The sequence below is a fragment of the Micromonospora sp. NPDC005979 genome (genome assembly GCF_040614415.1).
Lineage (GTDB): Bacteria > Actinomycetota > Actinomycetes > Mycobacteriales > Micromonosporaceae > Micromonospora.
In genome coordinates this window covers 274,312-296,269 of record NZ_JBEXUR010000004.1, presented here as the reverse complement: position 1 = coordinate 296,269, position 21,958 = coordinate 274,312, and the positions used below count along the sequence as shown (strand labels likewise).

Below are 21,958 nucleotides of genomic sequence, written 5' to 3'. Positions count from 1 at the left end.
GCCTCCCGTTTCAGGCGACGAGCCGGCGGGCCAACTCGTCCGCGACCTGCTTGGCGATGGTGGGTGGGATCGCCGCGGCGATCTTCTCCGGCGTCAGCCCGGCCAACACGCCCGCAACGATCGCCGCCTCGTCGGTGACGTCCTTCCCGGCCAGCGCGTTGAGCGTGGTCTGCAGGTCGGTGAGCTGCTTCGTCATCGCCTGCAGGTTCCAGTTGCCGGCGACCGGGGCACCGGTGTCGTCCCGACCCTCCGCCAATCGGGTGTAGATCTGTCCGATCGGGTTGCGGCCGTCCAGCACGGTCAGGTTCTTGTGGACGGTGGCCAGCCAGTTGTGCTCTTCGGGGGTCATGTCGTCGTCCTCCAGGAGTCCGATGGAGCTGAGGTAGCGGCGGAACAGGGGCCGCTGGTCACGGCCCGCCTTGATGGCGTCGCGGAAGAAGCTGAAGTGGGTGTGCCAGCGGTGCGAGCTGTCGCCGCTGGTGCGTTTGCCGAGCCGGTCCCACCGCTTCACGGTCGTACCGTCGGGGCTGTAGATGATTTCGCGGATGTCCCGGGTGTCGGCGGCGTTCGCGACGCACTGGCCCACACACCACACCGAGAAGCTGGCCAGGGTGTGCCGACCGCCACCGGAGAGGACGTCGAACTCGCCGACGTCGATCGCCGCCGCGTCCAGGGTCAGTCCGGACCGGTCCCGGGGTGACTCGACCACCGAGTAGTCGTTCGGCACCACCCGGTCCGAGCCGCAGTGATAGCCACCCCGGTGGGCCGGGTCGCCGACGATGCCGACCTCCGCCGGATCGAGGTCGTCCGGGCCGGGCGCGTTGTCGAGGTGGGTGAGGAGCAGACGTCGAAGGTCCAACAAATTGTCCGGGGCCCGCGTCATGGGGTCCCCCTTTCGGCTGGGGCGGGGACCGGACACGACGTCACACCGCGTACGCGGTGTTGGGCTGTGGGCGAGCCCGGTCTGGTGCTGCACGGCGCCGGGCGTTGACCCAACCATAGCCCGCATTTCCGATGAATGCCCAGCTCAGAGGCGCTCTGTTCAGATTGGAGGCGAAGCCGGGGCAGAGTGGACGATCGGCAACAGCAGCGCCGAGGGGTGGGCCGGACCAGAAAGCACCTGCCGCCAACCGGCACGCAGCGTCACCGCCGTACCGAGCGGTTCGCCGGTGCCGGGGTTGCGTGCCCAGCGCGGATGGGCGCCACCGGCGACCTGCACCCGCAGCCGGTGCCCGGTGGCGAACCGGTACGCGGTCGGCCAGAGCGTCACCGGCACCCGCAGCACCCCGGACGAGTCGGTGGGGAAGCGTTCGGGTGTCACCCGCACCAGACCGTCGCACACGTTCCACGACCGACCGCGCCGGTCCACATCGCACAGCCGCACGAAGACGTCCAGGTGTGGCAGTTCGCTGCGGACGTGCAGCTCGGCGCGGACCGGGCCGATCACCTCGACCGGCTCGACGAGCGGCGCGCTGGTGTAGGTCAGCATGTCGGGGCGGGCTTCGACCTGCCGGTTGTCCACCGGACCGGCTCGCTGGGCGACCAGCAACGGCCCACCCAGCGACGGAGTGGGGTCGGCCGGGTCGTACCGGAACTCGTCGGCCGTCGACGCGACCGGGGGACGTGCCGCCAGCTCACCGCCCGGATGCAGGTGCCAGGCGGTCTGGACGGTCGGCGGTGGCCAGTCCGGCAGGTCCCGCCAGCCGCCGCCGGGACCACCCACGTGCAACCGGACGGGGGCGGCGCGGGGCGAGGGCTCGTCGTCCGGTGGCCCGTCGAGGTGCTCGTCGAGCCAGGTCAACCCCTCCCGCAGGGCCGCCACGAACAGCCCGGGGCTGCCGTGGGTCCAGGGACCGATCACCAATCGCGGTCGAGCGCCGGTGGCGCGCAGGGTGGCGTAGTCGTCGAGTTGGGCGGGCAGGAAGATGTCGTGCCAGCCGGTGACCATGACCACCGGCGCCCGCACCCGGGCCACCCGGTCGGCGAAGACCCGCTCGCGCCAGTACGCCGCTTCCGGGGTGTGGTGGCGCAGCCACTCCTGAAAGAACGGGATGCTGACACCGGTGGCCACCCGGTCGGCGTCCGCGAGCGGCAGATGGTCGAGCGCGGCGGCCAGCCGGGGCTGGCCACGCTTGAGTTCCCACTGCCGGGCCAGCCACGGCACGGTCTGGGCGTGCAGCAGCTCGGCCCAGGTCAGCACGGTGTCGAGGGCGAACGACTCCCCCGCGTAGGTCGAGTCCCGGGTGGCCGAGGCGGTCACCACCGCGACCATCGCGCGCAGCTCGTCGCCGGCGTCGGCGGCCAGCGCCCACTGGGCGAACCCTTGGTAGCTGACGCCGAACATGCCGAGCGCGCCGGACCACCAGGCCTGGCGGCGCAGCCAGTCGAGGGTGTCGACCCCGTCGTCGCGCTCGTGGACCAGCGGGGCGAAGGTGCCGCCCGAGCCGCCGGTGCCCCGGCAGGACTGGATCACGGCGTGCCGCCCCCGCGCGGCGAGCAACCGGCCGAGCAGCCGCAAGGGACCACCCCGGCCGTACGGGGTGCGGATCAGCACGGCCGGCGCGGAGGCGCGGTGCGGCGCGTAGTGGTCGGTGCGGAGCATCACGCCGTCCCGGGCGCGGACCGGGATGTCCCGGGTGACCCGGACCGGGCCGGGACGCGTCACGGGCAGCCGCAGCGCGGCGGCGGCGAGGCGGGCGACGAGCCGGCCGGGCACGCTCAGCCCGTCGTCCGGTGGGGCGCCCCGGGCCGGGCGGCACGGACCGCCTCACGGTGCGCCCGCAGCGACTCGCCCATCTCGGCCAGGAACCGGTGCACCACCTCCAGCTCGTCGTCGTCGAAGCGGTCCATCACGGTGTCGGTGCGGGCGCCCAGCGGCCGGAAGAACTCCATCGCGAGGGCGGCGCCCTGGTCGGCGTAGTGCAGCAGCACCTTGCGCCGGTCGGTGGTGTCCCGGTCGCGGCGGATGTGCCCGGCCCGTTCCAGGCGGTCGATCAGGGCGGTGACCGAGCCGGAGGACAGGTTGAGCTGCTCACCGAGGCGGCCGGGGGTGATCGGGTCGCCGAACAGTTCGGCGTCCATGACGGCGATCAGCGCGTTCAGGTCGGTCGGGTTGAGGCCGTGCAGGTTGGCGAAGGCGTGACCGACGTGCTGAGCGTCCACCGCGTACCGCCGGAGGTTGTTGGTGATCTCGGCGACCAGCTGCTCGCGGCGCGTGTCGCGCCGCCGGTACATGCCGTGAGTCGCCACGTCGCGCCGCTTCTCCCCGTCGTCGGTCTCCCGGGTTGCAGCATAGAGCAGCCGCCGATAATCTCGGCCATCAAGATACTTGGCTTTCGAAAGACCTAGGGGTCAGCGATGTCCGTCTTCAGCAGGGTCGCGCGGGGTCGACTGGCCGCCTGGCTGACCGTCGCCGCCGCGCTCGTCGTCGCCGCGGTCGTCTTCGGTGTCCCGCGGCCGGACAACCCGGCGCCGGTCTCCGCCACCGGCCTGGACGCCACGTGGCAGTCGACCCAGGTGCAACGCCTCCAGGACCAACTGCCCACCAGCGACGTCCAACCGGCCATCGTGGTCGTCAGCCGCGCGGGCGGCGGGGCGCTGAGCGACGCCGACCGGGCCGCCCTGGCCTCCCGCTCCGACGACCTGGGCCGATTCGCGGTGGGCGGCCGGGTGAGCCCCCCACAGGTCTCCCCGGACGGTACGGTCGCCCTCGTCGCCGTCCCGCTGGACACCTCCGGTGGTCAGGAGGAGGTCACCGCACGGGTCGCCGAGCTGCGCGACGCGCTGTCGGACCTGCCCGACCCGCTGGCCGCCGAGGTCACCGGCGCCCCCGCCCTCACCGCCGACCTGTCGTCGGTCTTCGAGGGCGCCGACGTCACCCTGCTCGCGGTGACCGCCGCCGTGGTCGCCCTGCTGCTGCTGGTCACGTACCGCAGTCCGTTCCTGTGGATCGTGCCGCTGGTCGTCGTCGCCGCGACCGAACAACTCACCCTGCGCGCGGTGGACACGATCGTGCCGGCCGTCGGCATCAACCTCCAGCAGGGCCAGGTCACCGGCATCGCCAGCGTGCTGGTGTTCGGCGCGGCCACCGACTACGCCCTGCTGCTCATCGCCCGCTACCGGGAGGAGTTGCGGCGCGAGCAGGACCGCTTCGCGGCGATGCGGGCCGCGCTGCGCCGTACCGCCGAGCCGATCCTGGCCAGCGGCGGCACCGTGGTGCTCGGTGTGCTCACCCTGCTGCTCAGCGAGCAGGAAACGAACCGGGCACTGGCCGTGGCCTGCGCCACCGGTGTGGTCTTCGCCATGCTCTCGGCCCTGTTCGTGCTCCCCGCCGTGCTGGTGCTCTTCGGTCGCGGGCTGTTCTGGCCGTTCGTACCCCGGGTCGGCGGCCCGGCCCGGGAGGGCCGACTCTGGGGCCGGCTCGGCGAGGTGGTGCGACGCCGGCCGGTGGTGGTCGCGGCGCTGTCCACCGTGCTGCTCGGCGGACTGGCCCTCGGTGGGCTCGGGATCCGCACCGGCCTGTCCGAGACCGAGCAGTTCCGGGCCGCGCCCGAGGCGGTGACCGGCGCGCAGACCCTGGCCCGCGCGTTCCCCGCCGGCAGCACCCAGCCGGTGGCGGTGCTCACCACCCCGGCGGCGGTACGGGCGGTCACCGACGCCGCCGCCGCCGTACCCGGCGTCGCCTCGGCGCGACCGGGGGACGCCGGCCAGGCCGTCGCCCAGGTCGACGTGGTGCTGGACGCCGAGCCCGGCACGCCCGCCTCGGACCGCGCGATCGAGGCGCTGCGCGACGCGGTCGCCGCCGTTCCCGACTCCGCTCCCCCGGCCGTCAGCGGCGTCGAGCCGCCCGCCGGGGCGATCGTGGGCGGCTCGGTGGCCGCGACGTACGACTCCGACGAGGCCAACGACCGAGACCTGCGGCTCATCCTGCCGATCATCCTGCTGCTGGTCGGCGCGGTGCTGGTGCTGCTGCTGCGGGGCCTGGTCGCGCCGGTGCTGCTGGTGCTCACCGTGATCGCCTCGTTCTTCGCCAGCCTCGGCGCGGCGTGGCTGCTCTTCGACCACGTGCTGGACTTCCCGGCGTTGGACAGCGGCGTGCTGCTGCTCGCCTTCGTGTTCCTGGTGGCGCTCGGTGTGGACTACAACATCTTCCTGGTCACGCGGGCGCGCGAGGACGCCCGCAGCGCCGGCACCCGCGACGGCATGCTCTCCGCGCTGCGGGTCACCGGAGGTGTCATCACGAGCGCCGGGGTGCTGCTGGCGGCGGTGTTCGCCGTGCTGGGCGTGCTGCCGCTGATCACGCTGACGCAGATCGGCATCATCGTGTGCGTCGGCGTGCTGCTGGACACGCTGCTGGTCCGCACGGTCCTGGTGCCGGCGCTGGCGTTCCTGCTCGGTGACCGCTTCTGGTGGCCGGGCCGCGTCGACGCCCGCCCGGAGGTCGACGCCCCGACGACGCCCGAGCCGGTGACGGCGCGGGATTGACCGCCCACGCGACGGGGTCGGGCCCCGTCAACGTGCTCAGTAGCCCAGGCAGACGCACTCGGTCATCAGCGCCCGCACGTTGCGCACGTACGACGGGTTCGGGATGGCCAGCGGCTCGCCCTCCTGCGCCACCGCCCCGTGCCCGAAGTTGTACGCGGCGATGACCGCGTTGAGCAGGCAGGAGTCCAGTTCGGCGGTGCACAGGTCCGCGTCGAGCCGGAAGTCGGACTCGAAGTACATGTCGCCGATGTACTTGGTCAGCCAGGCCAGGTAGTTGGCGCCCAGGTACGCGTTGTCCTGGTAGGCGGCGATGTCGTAGCTCTGGTCGAAGCGCTGGTTCATCCAGGTCGCGGTGGCCGGCATGACCTGCATCAGCCCGACACCGCCGTCGCAGGCGTAGATGTTGGACTGCCAGCCGCTCTCCTGCCAGGCCGTGGCCTTGAGCAGGTTGAGCGGGATCTTGAGGTCGGGGGCGGAGCTGGGCCAGTAGGTGCGGCCGGCGGCCGCGGACAGCGCCGCCTTCACGTCGGCACGGCTCGCCTGCGTGCCCTTGTAGCTGGGCTTGCAGGACGAGGGCGCGGGCTTCGGTGGGGCCGGCGGGACCTTCGTCTCGGTGGGCGCCTTGGCGACCACCCGCGGCTTCGTGGGCGGCGACGTACGCGTCGGCTTCTTCGACGGCTTCGGGGAGGCCGACGCGCTGCGACTCGGGGCGGCGCCCATCGCCGCCACTCCGCTCGGGGAGGGGCTCGCCTCGACGGACGGCTCGTCGACCGGCTCGTCGGTCGGCGCGTCGGTGACCGAGACGGGGGCGGCGGCCTGGTCCTGCGGACGTTCCCCCTTGCCGGCGCACCCCACGGTGCCACCGGCGAGCAGGAGGCCGGCGAGCACGAGCGCGCCCACCCGACCGGCTCGTTGACGCATGGTGATCCTCCCCCGTCGAACAGTCGCCGCAGATTAGCAAGGTTCGACGGGCCGGGGTTGCCCCTGCGACGGGCGGACCGGACCGCTCGACGGCTCCCGTCCGCCGACCGCACGGTCCCGGGTGGCCCAGGCGACCATGAACACCACCGTCCACAGCACGCCGAGCAGCACCGCCGCCGCCGTACCGCTCGCCGTGTCCAGGCCCAGATAGAGCCGGGCGACGCCGACCCCCAGCACGCCCGCAGCGGCGGCCGTCCACGCGGCCACCGCCACCGGCCAGCGCGCGTTGCGCGACACCAACCAGGCGAGGGTGCAGAGGCTCGCCGCGACCACGGCGTTCTGGGTCGGGAACGGGACGGCCTCGTGCCCACCCGGGCCGCCGTGCGTGCCGGTCAACTCGGCCACCCCGGCCAGCACCACCAGCGGCACGAACGCGCCGACCGTGCCCACCACGCTCAGCAGGTCGGTACGCAGCGGGCGGCGACGCCACGCCAGTACCGCCGCCACCATCGCCACCAGCACAATCAGCGCCCACCCCCGTACCAGTGACACCACGACCAGGGTGGCGTCGGCGGCGCCCGGAGTACGGCGGGCGGTGAACCAGACGTCGATCGCCCCGTCGAGGGCCGCCAGTCCGCTGTTGCGCACCACCACGGCGAGCAGACCGGCGATGGCCAGCCCGGCGGCGAAGAGCAGCAGCAGCCCGACGGCCAGGTTGAGCAGCAGCGTCCAGGTCGGCCCGATCCGCATGGCCACCAGGAAGAACAGCACCCCGTAGCGGGCGCTGAGCCAGCGCACCGGCGGCAGCGCGGCGACCCGCGACAGCAGCGCGCGTGCCGGGTCGGGGTTGCGGCCGAGCCACCGGCCGGCGAGCACCACCCCCAGCAGTCCCGCCAGCAACGCCAGTGCCGCGCCGGTGGCCCGGCCGAGCACCCGGGAAACCGTGTCGTACGACTCACCGGCGAGGTGGCCGAGCAGGATCGAGCCGCCCACCCAGGTCACCACCCCGGCCAGGTTCCAGACGGCGAACCGCCGGTACGGCATGCCGGCCGCACCGGCCAACCGGGGCACCAGGGTGCGGGCGAAGGCCACCCACCGCGCGGCGAACACGCCCCGCCCACCCAGGCGGGCGAGCATCGCGTCGGCCCTGCTCCAGCGCCCGGGGCCGACCCGGTGACCCAGCCCGGCGCGCAGCCGGGGGCCGTAGCGCCGACCGGCCCGGAACGCCAGCGCGTCGCCGGCCAACGCCGAGACGATCATCGCGAGCAACGCCGGCCCGAGGCGCAAGGTACCGTTGTAGGTGAGGAAGCCGACGAGCAGCAGGGTAGCCTCACCCGGCACCAGCAGGCCGAAGATCACCGCGGTCTCGCCCGCCACGATCAGCGCGGCGACCAGGTAGATCCACAGGGTGGGCAGACCTTGCACCCAGGTCAGCAGGTCGTGCACTCAGGCCCCCGGGACACGGGAGCCAGCATGCCAGCCGGGGGAACCACCGGCACAGCGGTTTCACCATAGATCAGGGGCACCTGGGGGTGACCCCGACGCAGCCTGCGCGAGCGCAGGCGGAAGGATAGAGGGTATGCAGCTTCGCACCGACCTCCGCAACGTCGCCATCATCGCTCACGTCGACCACGGCAAGACCACCCTGGTCGACGCCATGTTGCGGCAGGCCGGCGCGTACGGCGCACGAGGCGAGACGACCGAGCGGGTGATGGACTCCGGCGACTTGGAGCGGGAGAAGGGCATCACGATCCTGGCCAAGAACACCGGCGTGCGGTACCTGCCCGCCGATGGTTCGGACCCGGTCACCATCAACATCATCGACACCCCGGGCCACGCCGACTTCGGCGGCGAGGTCGAGCGCGGCCTGACCATGGTCGACGGCGTGGTGCTGCTCGTCGACGCCAGTGAGGGCCCCCTCCCGCAGACCCGCTTCGTGCTGCGCAAGGCGCTGCGGGCCCGGATGCCGATCATCCTGGTGATCAACAAGGTGGACCGTCCGGACGCCCGGATCAAGGAGGTCGTGGACGACACCTACGAGCTCTTCCTCGACCTGGACGCCGACGAGGAGCAGATCGACTTCCCGATCGTCTACGCCTGCGCCCGGGACGGCATCGCCTCCCTGACCCAGCCGGCCGACGGCTCGGTGCCCGACGACAGCGACTCCCTGGAGCCGCTGTTCCGCACCCTGCTGGACACCATCCCGGCCCCCGCGTACGAGGACGACGCACCCCTGCAGGCGCACGTCACCAACCTCGACGCGTCGCCGTTCCTCGGCCGGCTCGCGCTGTGCCGCGTCCGACAGGGCACCATCAGCAAGGGCCAGACCGTGGCCTGGTGCCGCACCGACGGCAGCACCCAGCGGGTCCGCATCTCCGAGATGCTGATGACCGAGGGCCTGGAGCGCAAGCCGGCCGAGACCGCCGGTCCGGGCGACATCATCGCCGTCGCCGGCATCCCGGAGATCATGATCGGTGAGACGCTCGCCGACGTGGAGAACCCGGTGGCGCTGCCGCTGATCACCGTCGACGAGCCGGCCATCTCGATGACCATCGGCACCAACACCTCGCCGCTGGTCGGCAAGGTCAAGGGCTCCAAGGTCACCGCCCGCATGGTCAAGGACCGGCTCGACAAGGAGCTGGTCGGCAACGTGTCGCTGCGGGTCCTGCCGACCGAGCGGCCGGACGCCTGGGAGGTGCAGGGCCGCGGCGAGCTGGCGCTGGCCATCCTGGTCGAGCAGATGCGCCGGGAGAGCTACGAGCTGACCGTCGGCAAGCCGCAGGTCGTCACCCGGGAGATCGACGGCAAGACCTGCGAGCCGGTCGAGCGGCTGACCATCGACGCGCCGGAGGAGTACCTGGGCGCGATCACCCAGCTCCTCGCGACCCGCAAGGGCCGGATGGAGCAGCTGGTCAACCACGGCACCGGCTGGATCCGGATGGAGTGGCTGGTGCCGGCGCGCGGCCTGATCGGCTTCCGCACCGAGTTCCTGACCGACACCCGGGGCACCGGCATCCTGCACCACGTCTTCGAATCGTACGAGCCGTGGTTCGGCGAGCTGCGCACCCGCAACAACGGCTCACTGGTCGCCGACCGCTCCGGCGTGGTCACCGCCTTCGCGATGATCAACCTGCAGGAGCGCGGCCAGATGTTCGTCGAGCCGACCACCGAGGTGTACGAGGGCATGATCGTCGGCGAGAACTCCCGCTCCGACGACATGGACGTCAACATCACCAAGGAGAAGAAGCTCACCAACATGCGGGCCTCGACCTCCGACGAGACCGAGAAGCTGATCCCGCCACGCAAGCTCTCGCTGGAGCAGGCGCTGGAGTTCTGCCGCGAGGACGAGTGCGTCGAGGTCACCCCGACCGCGGTGCGCATCCGCAAGGTGGTGCTCGACCAGCAGCAGCGCGGCCGGGCCGCCGCCCGCCGCAAGCACGCCGGCTGACCTACACCGGCAAAGGGCGCGTCGGCCGCTTGCGGCCGGCGCGCCCTCGCGCTCCCCCGCCGGGGTACGTCCACCCGACGCCGTCCTCCTCGACTACGGTCACCGGCATGACCTGGGATGATCTCGACGCCCTCCTGGACGCGGTGCCGGGCACCGTCTCGGCGTACGTGGGTCGACTCGACGCGCCCCCGAGCTGGACCCGCCACGCCCACGCCGGCCACTACGCCGCCAGCACCATGAAGGTGGCGGTGCTCGCGGCGCTGCACCGCTCCGCCGAGGCCGGCACGCTCGACCTGGACGCCGACGTCCCGGTGGTCAACGAGTTCGACTCGGCCCAGCCCGGCGCGCCCCGGTTCTCCTGCGCCCCGCACTACGACAACGACGACGCGGTCTGGGAACGGCTCGGCCACCCGGCGTCGCTGCGCTGGCTGGCCGAGCGAATGATCGTGCGGTCCAGCAACCTGGCCACCAACCTGGTCATCGGTCACGTCGGGCTGCCCGCGGTGGCGCAGGTGTGGGCCCTCGCCGACGCCCGCGACAGCGTCACCGGCCGCGGCATCGAGGACTTCGCGGCCCGCGACGCCGGCATCACCAACACCGTCACCGCCGCCGACCTGGCCGCCCTGCTGGGCGGGCTGGCCAGCGGCGTCACGACCCCCGGCCGTCTCGCCTCGCCGGCCGGGTGCGCCGCCATGCTGGACGTGCTGCTCGCGCAGGAACACCGCGAGGACCTGGCCGCCGGCCTGCCCGAGGGCACCCGCATCGCGCTGAAGAACGGTTGGGTACGCGGTGTGCGCCACGGCGTCGGCGTGGTGCTGCCCGACGACGCCCCGCCGTACGTGATCGCCGTGTGCACCACCACCGACCTGCCCGACGGCGACGACGACGCCTGCGAACTCCTCGCCCGCGTCTCGGCCCAGGCCTGGGCGGCTCGCCACCGCCTCTGAGCCCGACGGGCCTCACTCCAGCAGGTTGGCCCGCAGCGCCCCGACGATCTCGTCGGTCAACCCCAACCCGTCGCGCAGGTACCCGTCGAACGAGCCGTGCACCCGGCGGACCTCCTGATAGGCGGCGTCGAGGTACGCGGGGCGGACCTCCAGCACCGGCAGCACCGCGTCGACGTCCAACGCGGGCCGCTGGCGGCGCATCGCCTCGACGATCACCGCGCGCAGACTCTCGGTCAGCGCGTTGTTGCGCAGGTAGTCGGCCCGGATCGACGTCTCGTCCACCCCGAGGGCGGTGAGCAGGATGACGGTGAGCCAGCCGGTGCGGTCCTTGCCGGCCGAGCAGTGGTACACCAGCGGCAGGTTCTCCGGACGGGCGGCGAGGCGTACCGCCGCGCCGAAGTTGCGCCGGGCCGACTCGCCGGTGACGAACCACCGGTAGATCTCGGTCATCGCCCCCGCCGTGCCCTGCCGGGCCAACTCGGCGTACGCGTCCAGGTCGTGCCCGAGCAGCACCGCCGAGACGTACGTGAAGACCGGGTGCGCCGGGTCGTGCACCGGCAGGTGCGCCACCCTCGGCTCGCCGGGCAGCCGGTCGGGCGGCGCGACGTCGATCTCCGTGCCGTCGCGCAGGTCGACCACGTAGGCCGGCGCGAGTGTCGCGAGCACCGGCAGGTCGGCGTCGGTGAGCCGGCCCAGCGCCGGGGTGCGGACGAGCTGGCCGACGCGCACTCTGCGACCACCCGCGCCGACCAGGCCGCCCAGGTCACGGGCGTTCGGCGCGCCCACCAGTTGCCAGTCCCGTACGACCATCCGGCCCGCCCTCCCGCCGTGTTCCTGCGTATAGGGTGCCCCACATGACGATCTCGGCGGTACGCACCCACCGGGTTTCTGCCCCCTTACACACCCCGTTCGTCACCGCGCTGCGCCGCACCACCACGGTGGACACGTTGATCGTCGAGCTGGTCGACGCCGACGGTCGGTCCGGCTTCGGCGAGGCGCCGCAGGTGTGGCAGGTCACCGGCGCCTCGGTCGCCGGGGCCGAGGCCTGCGTCCGCGAACTGCTCGGTCCGCTGCTCTCCGGACGCGACCCGGACGACCTGGTGGCCCGCTGCGCCGAGGTGCAGCGGGCGGTGGTGGGCAACGAGGCGGCGAAGGCGGCGGTGGACGTCGCGCTGCACGACCTGGCGGCGCGGCGTTTGGGCGTACCCCTGGCGCGGTTGCTCGGCGGCACGACCCTGCGGGTCCCGACGGACGTCACCCTCGCCGCGGGCGACGCGGTCGACCTGGCGGCGGCTGCGCGCCAGCGGCGGGCGGACGGCTTCGGCGTGCTGAAGCTCAAGGTCGGCACGGACGCGGCCGGTGACCTGGACCGGGTACGGGCGGTACGCGCGGCGGTCGGCGCGGACGTGCGCATCCGGCTGGACGCCAACCAGGGCTGGACGCCGCGCGAGGCGGTCCGGGTGATCCGTGGCATCGAGGATGCCGGGCTGGACGTGGAGCTGGTCGAGCAGCCGGTGGCCCGCTGGGACCTGGACGGGCTGGCGTGGGTCAGCGACCGGGTGTCGGTGCCGATCCTGGCCGACGAGGCGGTCTTCGGGGTCCGCGACCTGGTGGAGGTGATCCGCCGCCGGGCCGCCGACCTGGTCAACGTCAAGCTGGCCAAGTGTGGCGGGCTGCACCCGGCGCGCACGCTCCTGGAGTTGGCCCGCGCGCACGGGCTCGGCACGGTGGTCGGGTCGATGATGGAGAGTCAGGTCGGCATCGGCGCGGCGGCGAGTCTGGTGGCCGCGTACGGCACCACGGCGGTCGCCGACCTGGACGCGGCGTGGTGGCTCGCCTGGTCGCCGGTGCAGGGCGGGATTCGCTACGAGGGGTCGACGGTGGTCCTACCGAACGCGCCTGGCCTGGGCATTTCCGGTTTGACTGAAGTAAAGATGCAGACTCGTGGTTGAGGACCGGCGGTTTTCTTCATAGGGTTGCCCCCAGACAGCCGACACGAGCTGGGGGTCGATGTGGAGCTTCAACCGGGCCGCGAGGCCGTCGTCCGGGTCGCCGTGGCGACGCTGTGGTCAGCCCCCGAGGCGGTCCGGACGGTCGACGGTCCCGCGCTCACTGCCGGCGTCGACATCCCGACCTGGGTCTCCGGCCTGGACACCGACCAGCAGGTCGGCGACTGCGTGTTGAGTCAACTCCTGCTCGGCGAGCGGGTGCTGATCGACGAGCTGCGCCCGGACGGCTGGGCCCGGGTCGTCGCCGTCGAGCAGCCGGCCGCCAAGCTCGATCCCCGCGGCTACCCGGGCTGGCTCCCCGCCGACCAGCTGACCCCCACCGATCCCACCGTCAGCGGCGACCCGCTCGTCGTGGACGCGACCGTCACCGGGCTGCACGCCACCCCGGACGGGCCGGTCGTGCTGCCGGGAGTCGTCGTGGGCACCCGTCTCGTCCCGGCCGGTCCCGCCCGCGACGGCTGGCGGTCGGTCCACGTCCCGGGCCGGGCCGCGCCGCTCTGGCTGCCCGACGGGCACCTCGTCCCGCCGCCGAGCGGGCCGGCCAGCGCCGCCGACGCCCTCGCGGTGGCCCAGCGACTGCTGGACGTGGCGTACATCTGGGGCGGGCTGTCGGCGTACGGCATCGACTGCTCGGGCCTCGTCCACCTGGCCTGGCGCCGGTTCGGGGTGCTCCTGCCCCGCGACGCCGACGACCAGGCCGTGGCGACGACCCCCCTCGACCTGGGCGCGGAGCGCCCCGGCGACCTCTACTTCTTCGCCCGTCCCGGCCGGAAGATCCACCACATCGGCATCGTCACCGCCGTCGCCGACGGCTCGACCGACCGGCGGATGCTGCACGCCTGCTACCGGCGACGGCGGGTGATTGAGGAGCCCCTACCGGCGGAGCGGACGGCCACCCTGGTGGGCGTGCACCGGGTCTGACCGGCCGGCCCGGCGCGGCGCCCGGCCCGGAGCTCAGCGTCGGGCCTCGGCCAGCTCGCGACGCCGGTCCCGGGCGGACTTGACCAGGCTGGCGACGGTGGCGACACCCAGCGTGCCGATGATGACCAGTAGGGACAGCCAGATCGGGATGTGCGGCGCCCACCCGACGTGCTCCCCGCCGTTGATGAACGGCAGGTTGTTGTCGGCCAGCGCCTCCAACACGAGTTTGACGCCGATGAAGCCCAGGACGACGGCCAGTCCGTAGCTCAGGTAGATCAACCGGTCGAGCAGGCCGCCGAGCAGGAAGTAGAGCTGACGCAGACCCATCAGCGCGAACACGTTCGCGGTGAAGACCAGGTACGGCTCCTGCGTGATGCCGAAGATCGCCGGAATCGAGTCCAGCGCGAAGATCAGGTCGGTGGTGCCGATCGCGATCATCACGATCAGCATCGGCGTGAACAGCCGTCGCCCGTTCTCGTGGGTCGTCAGCTTCGCGTCGTCGTAGCCCTTGGAGATCGGCAGCGCCCGGCGGCTCCACCGGATCAGGAGGTTCTCGGAGAACTCGTCCTCGTCCGGCTCACCCTGGCGGGCCAGGTTGATCGCCGTGTAGATGAGGAACGCGCCGAAGATGTAGAAGACCCAGGAGAACTGCGAGATCAACGCCGCTCCGGCGGCGATGAACCCGCCACGCATCACCAATGCCAGCACGATGCCGATGAGCAGCACCTTCTGCTGGTACTGCCGGGGCACCCCGAACCGGGCCATGATGATGACGAAGACGAACAGGTTGTCCACCGAGAGGCTGTACTCGGTGAGCCAACCGGTGTAGAACTGCCCCGCCGAGCTGGCCCCGGAGGCCAGCCAGACACCGGCGCCGAAGAGCAGGGCGAGGCCGACGTAGAAGGCGACCCAGAGGCTCGACTCGCGCACGCTCGGCTCGTGCGGACGCCGACCGATGATCAGCAGATCGACGAGCAGCACCGCAGACAGTGCGACGAGGGTCCCCGCCCACACCAATCCGGACACGTCCAACGTTCATTCCTCCGGCAGACACGCGGCGTCGGGCACACCGTACGCCCCTGACGGGGCCGGCGTGCCGCTGTCGCTCACTCTGGTGACTGTCGGAGGTCTCTTCCGCCCCCGACCCGCGAACGGGACGGCGACCGACGAAGCCGGGTCGGTCGCCGAGAATCCGGCGATCGTCCGTGCTGACGACTTCGTCGCGGGGGAATACTCCCCTCCTCGGGGACCATTGTTGCCCACCACGCGCCGTGATCACACCTGGGGCGTGGGGTGCCCATCACACACCCTTCTTGGCCGTCCTAGGAGGCTAGTGTGTCGGGTGCGCTGATCGGGTCGGTGAACGACCAGCCGGACGCCAGCAGGTCGTCGCAGACCCGCACGGCCCGTGCCAGCCGCTCGGCGTGCGACCCGGTCAACTCCACAACCGGCACCCCCGACCCGGCCAACTCGTCGCGGAACCGGTCGGTCATCCAGGCCCGCAGATGCGCACCGTCGCGCAACCCGTCGTCGGCGAACGGCACGCCCCGGTGATCGGTCAGCAGGTACCGCGCCGGCCGGCGCGCCGCCGCCCGCACCTGCGGCGACGCGCTACCCAGGTAGCGCTCCTCCCAGACCGCGGTGGCCCGCGCGTCGGTGTCGCAGAACAGCAACGGCCCCGCCGACCGGGCCGCCGCGTCCTCGGCCGCCTGCTGCTCGCGGACCACCTCGCGAAAGTCCTCCCGGTCCCAGACGACGTCGAAGATCGTCGCCTCGGGCGAGCGTTCCCGCAGCCGGGCGAGCTTGCGGGCCGTCAACTCCCGGCCGTACTCGGGAACCCAGACCGTGCCGTAGTGCGCGGCGAGCGCCTCGGCCATCGTGGTGGTGCCCGTCGACTCGGCGCCGACCACCACCACCCGCCGCACGAGAGCGGCCCGCACCGGCGGGCTCAGCCACCGCCAGTGACCCACGGGGTCCGCGCGGACCGCCGTCCCGGAGACCGGCACGGTCCGCCGATCCGGATCGACCGACACGGGTACGGCCCCGAAACGGCGGGCCAACTCCGTTCCGTACGCCTCGGACGAGAAGACGGCGTCCACCTGCTCCGGTCCGACCGCCTCGCGGAACACCGCGCAGTGCGCATCCCAGACCGCCGGGTCGTCGTAGTCCACCGGGTGGTCGTCGTACCGGCCGACGAACCGGACCCACGGTGTGTCCGCGTGCGTCTCGCGCAGCCAGTCCAGCCGGGCCGCGAGCGGGATGGACTCCCGGCGGGACGGCGCCACCACCACCGTGACGGTGGCGCAGCGGACGGCCGCCGCCGCGATCAGGGCATGGTGCCCGGCGTGCGGCGGATAGAACTTCCCCACCACCATCCCGTGCCCGAACTCGGGGCGCCGCGCCCGCGTCATCTCGCTCACGCGGTCACCGGGGCCGGGCCGGGCGGCGCCGGGGTGGCCCGGTCGAGTCGGCGCTCATCGGCCCGCCAGGCCCGCAACCCGACCACGCACAGCGCGAGGAAGACCAGGTACAGCACGGCCGTCAGGTGCAGCCCCTTGTAGGCGTACAGCGGGATGTAGATCAGGTCGGCCGCGATCCAGAGCCACCAGCTCTCCACCCGCTTGCGGGTCTGCCCGTACGTCGCCAGCAGGGACAGCGCCGTCGTCAGCGCGTCCGGCAGCGGCACCGTCGAGTCGGTGACCCGGTCCAGCAGGACCCAGAGCCCGCCGGTGAGCAGCACACCCGCGACCGCCAGCCCCACCCACTCCCGCCGGCCGGTCCGGCTCACCGTCAGCCGGGTCCGGCGTTCGCCGCCGAACAACCAGTGCCACCAGCCGTAACATCCGAGCGCCACGTACACGACCTGGAGCCCGGCGTCGGCGTACAGCCCGGCCGTCCAGAACAGCAGCATGAGCAGCAGCACGTTGGCGATGCCGATCGGCCAGTTGGCGACGCGCTGCCGGGCCACCAGCCACACGTTGAGCACTCCGGTGGCGAACCCCAGCAGCTCCGCCCAGGTCGTGCCGACGCCCCCGACCCGGAACGCGGTACCGGTAAGCCAGTCGATGATCATGTCGTCAGACCTTAGGACGTGTGTCGACGGCGGAACAGACCCCGCGGCACCCGCACGACCCCGGGCCGTGGGAGGCTTTCCGACATGGTGCTTGAGGTCGCGCTGATCGACGTACTGCCCGGACACGAGGACGCGTTCGCCGCCGCGTACGCCGAGGGTCACCCGGTGCTGGCCGGGACGCCCGGCTGCCGCTCGGTGCGGATGACCCGGGGCATCGAGTCGCCCACCCGGTTCGTGCTGCTCGTCGAATGGGACTCGGTCGAGGCGCACGAGAAGAACTTCCGGGACACCGACCGTTTCGCGCAGTGGCGCGCGCTCATCGGGCCGCACTTCGCCGGGCCGCCGCTGGTCGAGCACTTCCTCGACGTACCGGCCTGAGTGGACCTGTCGTACCCCGGGGTTACCGTGCCTCCCGCACGCGCGGGTCGCCGGTCCCGACGGGCTCGGGGGCGCCGGGCCCGGTGGCCGCGCGGGCGAGTCCTACTGCCCGACGCGGCGGGCCAGGACGGTGACCGACTCCTCCGGTGACAGTGCCGCCGCCAGCAGCGCCTCGGTCATCCGCTCGTACCTGTCGACGTCGAGCACGGTCGCCAGGCGCACGTCGGTGGTCAACGCCTCCAGCATCACCGTCCGCGGGTCCGCCGGGTCGGGAAAGGCATACCAGGAGTACGGCGTGAGCGGGTGCAGCCCGCCGCCGGCCAGCCCGCGTGGCAGCAACCGCACCGTCACGTGCGCCAACCCGGTCACCGCCACGAGGTGCCGTAGCTGCTCCCGCCAGACGTCGACCGGCAGGTCGCCCTGGTCGCACACCGCCTCGGCGAGCACCGCCGTGTAGCGCGGCGGGTCGGCCCGGCGCAGCACCTCCTGCCGCAGCGCCCGGGCCCGCACCTCGGCCTCCACGTCGACCTCGGGCGTGAGCAGGACACCGGCGGCGACCCGCGAGCGCGCGTACGCCGCCGTCTGGAGCAGCCCCGGTACGAGCGCCGGCTGGTACTCGACGATGTCGGCCGCGCCCGCCTCCAGCTCGGCGTACACGCGCTGCCGTTCACTCATCTCACCGAGCGCCTTCCACCAGCCGCGACTGGTGGCCGCGTCGCGCGCGATGACGATCAACGCGTCCCGGACCGGGCCGGGCACCTGGTAGACGTCGAGCAGATCCAGCACGTCGGCCAGATCCGGACGGCTCTGCCCCAGCTCGATGCGGGACAGCTTCGACGTCGAGGCCCAGCCCAACCGGTCGCAGACCTGCTCCAGGGTCAGCGCCTCGCGCCGGCGTAGCTGACGCAGCTCCGCGCCGAGGCGCGCGCGTCGAATGACAGGACTTGTTGGCAACGGCATCCCCGCCTCCCCATCGAGGGAGCGTACGCAGGACGATCACCCAGTGCAATAGCGCGGTGGCGCACCGCAACTGAGGCGGTCGTGCCATGCGGGGGAATCCGATGCCGTCGAAGCCTCCCTTCCCTGCTCAGGGCTCAGGGCCGGCACTCGACTCAGGGTCGGTAGATGCCGAACGACCAGTGGATACCGGTGAGGTCACGGGCGGCGTAGTCGCGGGACCCGTAGTCGGTGTCGTACGGCTCCCGGGTGATGTCCGCTCCGGCGGCACGCGCCTGGGCGCAGTGGGCGTCGACGTCCGGCACGGCCACGTAGACGGACCAGTCGTCGTCGGCCGGCGGAGAGGCCGCGCCGACCCGAGGACCCAGCATGATCATGCCGGTGTCGAGGACGAGCTCGGCGTGGGCGACCGTGCCGTCCGGCGCCTCGTGCACGGCGTGCACCTGAAAGCCGAACGCCGAACAGAGCCAGTCGATCGCGGCGCGGGGATCGGGATAACGAAGGATCGGATAGACGGTTCGCATAGCGACAAGTCTCCGGCCTGGAGTCGACCCGCAGATTGGACGAATGTGACCCGGGCCGCCCAACCTGCGCCGGGATCGCCGCGCTGGGGCGGCCCGACCCGCAGGTTCCCAGGGCGCCCCCACTTCCCTGAACCCGAGTCGATCGCGCCCGCCGGCGTCTCACCTCAGACGGCTGAGGGTGCGGCGAGCAGCGCCGCCGGTGTGGCGCCGGCGAACTGGTGGAAGTCCCGGATGAGGTGCGACTGGTCGTAGTAGCCACATCGGACGGCCACCTCGGCCCAGTCGACGGCCCGTCCACGTCCGGGCGGCGATCCGGTCGCGGCGGCATCGCGCAGCGCCGCGTGCGCGTGTTGGAAGCGCATCAACCGGGCCGCCGTCTTCGGTGGCAGACCGACGTCCTCCCGGAACCGGGCCGCCAGATGTCGCCGGCTCCACCCCAGCTCGGCGGCGAGCTCGCCGACAGCGCCGCGCCCACCGCTCGCCGTGAGCCATCGCCAGGCCCAGTCGAGGCGGGCGTCGACGGGTGGGGACGCCGCCAGGCGGTCGGCGAGTGCCGCGTCCAGGAGCGCGAAGCGCTGCGGCCAGCCCTCGGCGTCGGCCAACTGGTGCCGTAGCTGCTCGAGCCAGCGGCCGGGGAGGTGCCCGAGGCCGACTGCCCGGTTCGTCAGCTCGGCGAGCGGCAGGCCGAGGACGCGCCGGGCGGTCAGCGGGGTCAGCAGCAACTCCACGCCCTCCCCCACGCCCACCGTGCGGGTAGTACACCAGCCGTCGAAGGTGCCGGCCACGAACGAGTCCACCCGCTCGACCCCACGCTCGGCGCCACGCGGATCGGCCACGTCCAGCGGCGCACCCCATCCCAGGATCAGCACCACGAAGGCACCTGCGGTCTCCCGGCGGACCAGGGGGACGTCCGCGCGTTCCCGGTAGCCGATGTACCGGTCGACGAACGGACGCAGACGGATCTCGGGCACCCCGAGGACCAGTTCGTCGTCGATCGGCGTCACCGCACCCGACCGCCCTTCCCGCTCGCCGCACGAACCACCCACCCGGCGCGTGGCCGAGACACGCCCGCCCATGTCGGTCAAGGGTGACCAGCTCGGCACGGAAATCAACCGCGAGCGGCTGCCGGGCGCTCCACACCACAACCACGCGCGGTCACTTCACCCCGGCGGCGTCCATCCCGCGTAGCTCCTTCTTCAGGTCGGCGACCTCGTCGCGGATCCGTGCCGCCAGCTCGAACTGCAGCTCGCGGGCGGCGGCCAGCATCTGGTCGTTGAGCTCCTGGATGAGCTGGGCGAGGTCGGCGCGGGCCATCCCCTCCCGCGACGTGGTGGCGGCGGTCGACCGGCTGCGACTGCGCGTCTCCTTGACCGGCGCCTTGCCCCGGGAGAGCTGGCGGACCGCACCGCCGACCCGGGAGTTCTCGGTGTCCTCCGCCTCGCGGTAGATGTCGTCCAGGATGTCGTGGATCTTCTTGCGCAGCGGCTCCGGACTGATGCCGTGCGCCTCGTTGTGCGCGATCTGCTTGGCGCGGCGCCGGTCGGTCTCGTCGATCGCCGCCGCCATCGACGGGGTGATCTTGTCGGCGTACATGTGCACCTGGCCCGAGACGTTACGGGCGGCCCGCCCGATGGTCTGGATCAGCGACCGGCCACTGCGCAGGAAGCCCTCCTTGTCGGCGTCCAGGATCGCCACCAGTGACACCTCGGGCAGGTCCAGGCCCTCACGGAGCAGGTTGATGCCGACCAGCACGTCGTACTCGCCCTTGCGCAGCTCACGCAGCAACTCGACCCGGCGCAGGGTGTCGACCTCCGAGTGCAGGTAGCGCACCCGGACGCCGTTCTCCAGCAGGTAGTCCGACAGGTCCTCGGCCATCTTCTTGGTCAGCGTCGTGACGAGCACACGCTCGTCACGGTCGGTCCGCAGTTTGATCTCGTGCATGAGGTCGTCGATCTGGCCCTTGGTCGGCTTGATCACGACCTGTGGGTCGACCAGGCCGGTGGGGCGGATGACCTGCTCGACGAACTCGCCCTGGGCCTGCTCCAACTCCCACGTGCCGGGGGTCGCGGAGAGGCAGACCATCTGGCCGACCCGCTCCAGGAACTCGTCGAAGCGCAGCGGCCGGTTGTCGGCGGCGCTCGGCAGCCGGAACCCGTGGTCGATGAGCATCCGCTTACGGGAGGCGTCACCCTCGTACATGCTGCCGATCTGCGGGATCGTCACGTGCGACTCGTCGACCACGGTGAGGAAGTCGTCCGGGAAGTAGTCGAGCAGGCAGTGCGGTGGGCTGCCGGGCAGCCGCCCGTCCATGTGCATCGAGTAGTTCTCGATGCCGGAGCAGAAGCCCACCTGGCGCATCATCTCGATGTCGTACGTCGTGCGCATCCGCAGTCGCTGCGCCTCCAGCAGCTTGCCCTGGCGCTCCAGCTCGGCCAGCCGCTCGGCCAGCTCCGCCTCGATGTCGCGGATGGCCCGCTCCATCCGCTCCGGGCCCGCCGCGTAGTGCGTCGCCGGGAAGATCACCAACTGGTCGACCTCGCGGACCACGTCACCGGTCAACGGGTTGAGGTAGTAGAGCTTCTCCACCTCGTCGCCGAACAGCTCGATGCGGACCGCCAACTCCTCGTACGCCGGGATGATCTCCAACGTGTCACCGCGGACCCGGAACGTGCCCCGCTGGAAGGCCATGTCGTTGCGCGTGTACTGGATGTCGACGAGCCGGCGCAGCAACTGGTCGCGGTCGAGGTCCTGACCGACCTTCACCTTGACCGCCCGGTCCAGGTACTCCTCCGGGGTGCCCAGGCCGTAGATCGCCGAGACGGTGGCGACCACGATCACGTCACGGCGGGTGAGCAGCGACATCGTCGCCGAATGCCGCAGCCGCTCGACCTCCTCGTTGATCGAGGAGTCCTTCTCGATGTAGGTGTCGGTCTGCGGGATGTACGCCTCGGGCTGGTAGTAGTCGTAGTACGACACGAAGTACTCGACCGCGTTGTGCGGCATCAGCTCGCTGAACTCCTTGGCGAGCTGCGCGCAGAGCGTCTTGTTCGGGGCGAGCACCAGGGTCGGGCGCTGCAGCCGCTCGATGAGCCACGCGGTGGTGGCGCTCTTGCCGGTGCCGGTCGCGCCGAGGAGCACCGAGGTCCGGTCGCCGCGCCGCACCCGGCGCTCAAGGTCGTCGATGGCAGCCGGCTGGTCGCCGGCCGGCTGGTAGTCGCTGACGACCTGGAAGCGGCCGTCGAGCCGAGGAATGTCGAGCGCCATGACATCAACGGTACGCCGCAGGTCCGACATGT

General features: G+C 72.3%; 19 protein-coding genes. 6 read left to right on the top strand and 13 right to left on the bottom strand.

Translation table 11 applies throughout. From position 1 onward, the window contains the following. Nucleotides 1–10: 10 nt before the first annotated feature. The 3 genes from ABZ272_RS10235 to ABZ272_RS10225 all read right to left on the bottom strand — a co-directional run bounded on the left by ABZ272_RS10235 (nucleotide 11) and on the right by ABZ272_RS10225 (nucleotide 3,234). Nucleotides 11–883, bottom strand: a complete 873-nt coding sequence (locus ABZ272_RS10235; protein ID WP_355049575.1) for a hypothetical protein — start codon at nucleotides 881–883, stop codon at nucleotides 11–13. Nucleotides 884–1,042: 159 nt separating this feature from the next. Further along, nucleotides 1,043–2,716 carry a CocE/NonD family hydrolase gene (locus tag ABZ272_RS10230; RefSeq protein ID WP_355049574.1) on the bottom strand — a complete coding sequence of 558 codons (1,674 nt, stop codon included), beginning with the start codon at nucleotides 2,714–2,716 and terminating at the stop codon, nucleotides 1,043–1,045. Nucleotides 2,717–2,718: 2 nt separating this feature from the next. After that, entirely contained in the window at nucleotides 2,719–3,234 is a 516-nt protein-coding gene (locus ABZ272_RS10225) for a MarR family transcriptional regulator (RefSeq protein WP_355049625.1), read from the bottom strand. A gap of 123 nt (nucleotides 3,235–3,357) precedes the next feature. Here ABZ272_RS10225 and ABZ272_RS10220 point away from each other — a divergent pair, with 123 nt between their 5' ends. After that, nucleotides 3,358–5,484 (top strand): efflux RND transporter permease subunit, encoded by a 2,127-nt coding sequence (locus tag ABZ272_RS10220; protein WP_355049573.1) that lies wholly within the window; start codon nucleotides 3,358–3,360, stop codon nucleotides 5,482–5,484. Nucleotides 5,485–5,520: 36 nt separating this feature from the next. Here the strand turns inward: ABZ272_RS10220 and ABZ272_RS10215 are convergent, their stop codons facing one another. Together ABZ272_RS10215 and ABZ272_RS10210 are read right to left on the bottom strand one after the other, a co-directional pair. After that, the gene (locus ABZ272_RS10215) at nucleotides 5,521–6,405 is read right to left on the bottom strand and encodes a lytic transglycosylase domain-containing protein (protein ID WP_355049572.1); all 885 of its coding nucleotides are present in this window, start codon (nucleotides 6,403–6,405) and stop codon (nucleotides 5,521–5,523) included. A 33-nt stretch (nucleotides 6,406–6,438) separates the two neighbouring features. Then, nucleotides 6,439–7,851: a DedA family protein gene (locus ABZ272_RS10210; RefSeq protein WP_355049571.1), complete on the bottom strand. Its 1,413-nt coding sequence runs from the start codon at nucleotides 7,849–7,851 to the stop codon at nucleotides 6,439–6,441. 133 nt (nucleotides 7,852–7,984) lie between these two features. Here ABZ272_RS10210 and typA point away from each other — a divergent pair, with 133 nt between their 5' ends. After that, on the top strand, nucleotides 7,985–9,853 hold the full coding sequence (typA, locus tag ABZ272_RS10205; protein WP_355049570.1) for a translational GTPase TypA: 1,869 nt from the start codon (nucleotides 7,985–7,987) through the stop codon (nucleotides 9,851–9,853). Nucleotides 9,854–9,960: 107 nt separating this feature from the next. After that, complete coding sequence (locus tag ABZ272_RS10200; RefSeq protein WP_355049569.1) at nucleotides 9,961–10,800, top strand: serine hydrolase; 840 nt, start codon at nucleotides 9,961–9,963, stop codon at nucleotides 10,798–10,800. Nucleotides 10,801–10,812: 12 nt separating this feature from the next. On the opposite strand, the gene ABZ272_RS10195 is transcribed toward ABZ272_RS10200, so the two are convergent. Beyond that, complete coding sequence (locus ABZ272_RS10195) at nucleotides 10,813–11,610, bottom strand: tyrosine-protein phosphatase (protein ID WP_355049568.1); 798 nt, start codon at nucleotides 11,608–11,610, stop codon at nucleotides 10,813–10,815. Nucleotides 11,611–11,654: 44 nt separating this feature from the next. On the opposite strand from ABZ272_RS10195, the gene ABZ272_RS10190 reads away from it, so the two are divergent. Further along, the gene (locus tag ABZ272_RS10190; protein ID WP_355049567.1) at nucleotides 11,655–12,752 is read left to right on the top strand and encodes a dipeptide epimerase; all 1,098 of its coding nucleotides are present in this window, start codon (nucleotides 11,655–11,657) and stop codon (nucleotides 12,750–12,752) included. A 60-nt stretch (nucleotides 12,753–12,812) separates the two neighbouring features. Beyond that, nucleotides 12,813–13,730: an NlpC/P60 family protein gene (locus ABZ272_RS10185; RefSeq protein ID WP_355049566.1), complete on the top strand. Its 918-nt coding sequence runs from the start codon at nucleotides 12,813–12,815 to the stop codon at nucleotides 13,728–13,730. Nucleotides 13,731–13,763: 33 nt separating this feature from the next. Here the strand turns inward: ABZ272_RS10185 and ABZ272_RS10180 are convergent, their stop codons facing one another. The 3 genes from ABZ272_RS10180 to pnuC form a co-directional block, all read right to left on the bottom strand. After that, nucleotides 13,764–14,762: a TerC family protein gene (locus ABZ272_RS10180; RefSeq protein WP_355049565.1), complete on the bottom strand. Its 999-nt coding sequence runs from the start codon at nucleotides 14,760–14,762 to the stop codon at nucleotides 13,764–13,766. A gap of 290 nt (nucleotides 14,763–15,052) precedes the next feature. Beyond that, nucleotides 15,053–16,141: an AAA family ATPase gene (locus ABZ272_RS10175; RefSeq protein WP_355049624.1), complete on the bottom strand. Its 1,089-nt coding sequence runs from the start codon at nucleotides 16,139–16,141 to the stop codon at nucleotides 15,053–15,055. 5 nt (nucleotides 16,142–16,146) lie between these two features. Further along, nucleotides 16,147–16,803 carry a nicotinamide riboside transporter PnuC gene (gene pnuC, locus ABZ272_RS10170; RefSeq protein ID WP_355049564.1) on the bottom strand — a complete coding sequence of 219 codons (657 nt, stop codon included), beginning with the start codon at nucleotides 16,801–16,803 and terminating at the stop codon, nucleotides 16,147–16,149. 84 nt (nucleotides 16,804–16,887) lie between these two features. On the opposite strand from pnuC, the gene ABZ272_RS10165 reads away from it, so the two are divergent. Next, complete coding sequence (locus ABZ272_RS10165) at nucleotides 16,888–17,181, top strand: antibiotic biosynthesis monooxygenase family protein (RefSeq protein ID WP_355049563.1); 294 nt, start codon at nucleotides 16,888–16,890, stop codon at nucleotides 17,179–17,181. A 102-nt stretch (nucleotides 17,182–17,283) separates the two neighbouring features. On the opposite strand, the gene ABZ272_RS10160 is transcribed toward ABZ272_RS10165, so the two are convergent. From ABZ272_RS10160 to uvrB, 4 genes are all read right to left on the bottom strand, one after another. Next, entirely contained in the window at nucleotides 17,284–18,141 is an 858-nt protein-coding gene (locus ABZ272_RS10160; protein ID WP_355049562.1) for a helix-turn-helix transcriptional regulator, read from the bottom strand. 152 nt (nucleotides 18,142–18,293) lie between these two features. Further along, nucleotides 18,294–18,662, bottom strand: coding sequence for a VOC family protein (locus ABZ272_RS10155; protein WP_355049561.1), 369 nt, complete (start codon nucleotides 18,660–18,662; stop codon nucleotides 18,294–18,296). Between the two features lie 164 nt (nucleotides 18,663–18,826). Next, nucleotides 18,827–19,738 carry a helix-turn-helix domain-containing protein gene (locus ABZ272_RS10150; protein ID WP_355049560.1) on the bottom strand — a complete coding sequence of 304 codons (912 nt, stop codon included), beginning with the start codon at nucleotides 19,736–19,738 and terminating at the stop codon, nucleotides 18,827–18,829. Between the two features lie 79 nt (nucleotides 19,739–19,817). After that, complete coding sequence (uvrB, locus tag ABZ272_RS10145) at nucleotides 19,818–21,926, bottom strand: excinuclease ABC subunit UvrB (protein WP_355049559.1); 2,109 nt, start codon at nucleotides 21,924–21,926, stop codon at nucleotides 19,818–19,820. Nucleotides 21,927–21,958: the final 32 nt, after the last annotated feature.

Bases quoted from the DNA above. Each gene is read 5' to 3' on its own strand.
- ABZ272_RS10160 (WP_355049562.1), bottom strand. From the start codon at position 18,141: ATGCCGTTGCCAACAAGTCCTGTCATTCGACGCGCGCGCCTCGGCGCG.
- ABZ272_RS10155 (WP_355049561.1), bottom strand. From the start codon at position 18,662: ATGCGAACCGTCTATCCGATCCTTCGTTATCCCGATCCCCGCGCCGCG.
- ABZ272_RS10235 (WP_355049575.1), bottom strand. From the start codon at position 883: ATGACGCGGGCCCCGGACAATTTGTTGGACCTTCGACGTCTGCTCCTC.
- pnuC (WP_355049564.1), bottom strand. From the start codon at position 16,803: ATGATCATCGACTGGCTTACCGGTACCGCGTTCCGGGTCGGGGGCGTC.
- ABZ272_RS10190 (WP_355049567.1), top strand. From the start codon at position 11,655: ATGACGATCTCGGCGGTACGCACCCACCGGGTTTCTGCCCCCTTACAC.
- ABZ272_RS10200 (WP_355049569.1), top strand. From the start codon at position 9,961: ATGACCTGGGATGATCTCGACGCCCTCCTGGACGCGGTGCCGGGCACC.
- ABZ272_RS10215 (WP_355049572.1), bottom strand. From the start codon at position 6,405: ATGCGTCAACGAGCCGGTCGGGTGGGCGCGCTCGTGCTCGCCGGCCTC.
- ABZ272_RS10225 (WP_355049625.1), bottom strand. From the start codon at position 3,234: ATGTACCGGCGGCGCGACACGCGCCGCGAGCAGCTGGTCGCCGAGATC.
- uvrB (WP_355049559.1), bottom strand. From the start codon at position 21,926: ATGGCGCTCGACATTCCTCGGCTCGACGGCCGCTTCCAGGTCGTCAGC.
- ABZ272_RS10195 (WP_355049568.1), bottom strand. From the start codon at position 11,610: ATGGTCGTACGGGACTGGCAACTGGTGGGCGCGCCGAACGCCCGTGAC.
- ABZ272_RS10220 (WP_355049573.1), top strand. From the start codon at position 3,358: ATGTCCGTCTTCAGCAGGGTCGCGCGGGGTCGACTGGCCGCCTGGCTG.
- ABZ272_RS10150 (WP_355049560.1), bottom strand. From the start codon at position 19,738: ATGGGCGGGCGTGTCTCGGCCACGCGCCGGGTGGGTGGTTCGTGCGGC.
- typA (WP_355049570.1), top strand. From the start codon at position 7,985: ATGCAGCTTCGCACCGACCTCCGCAACGTCGCCATCATCGCTCACGTC.
- ABZ272_RS10165 (WP_355049563.1), top strand. From the start codon at position 16,888: ATGGTGCTTGAGGTCGCGCTGATCGACGTACTGCCCGGACACGAGGAC.
- ABZ272_RS10175 (WP_355049624.1), bottom strand. From the start codon at position 16,141: ATGACGCGGGCGCGGCGCCCCGAGTTCGGGCACGGGATGGTGGTGGGG.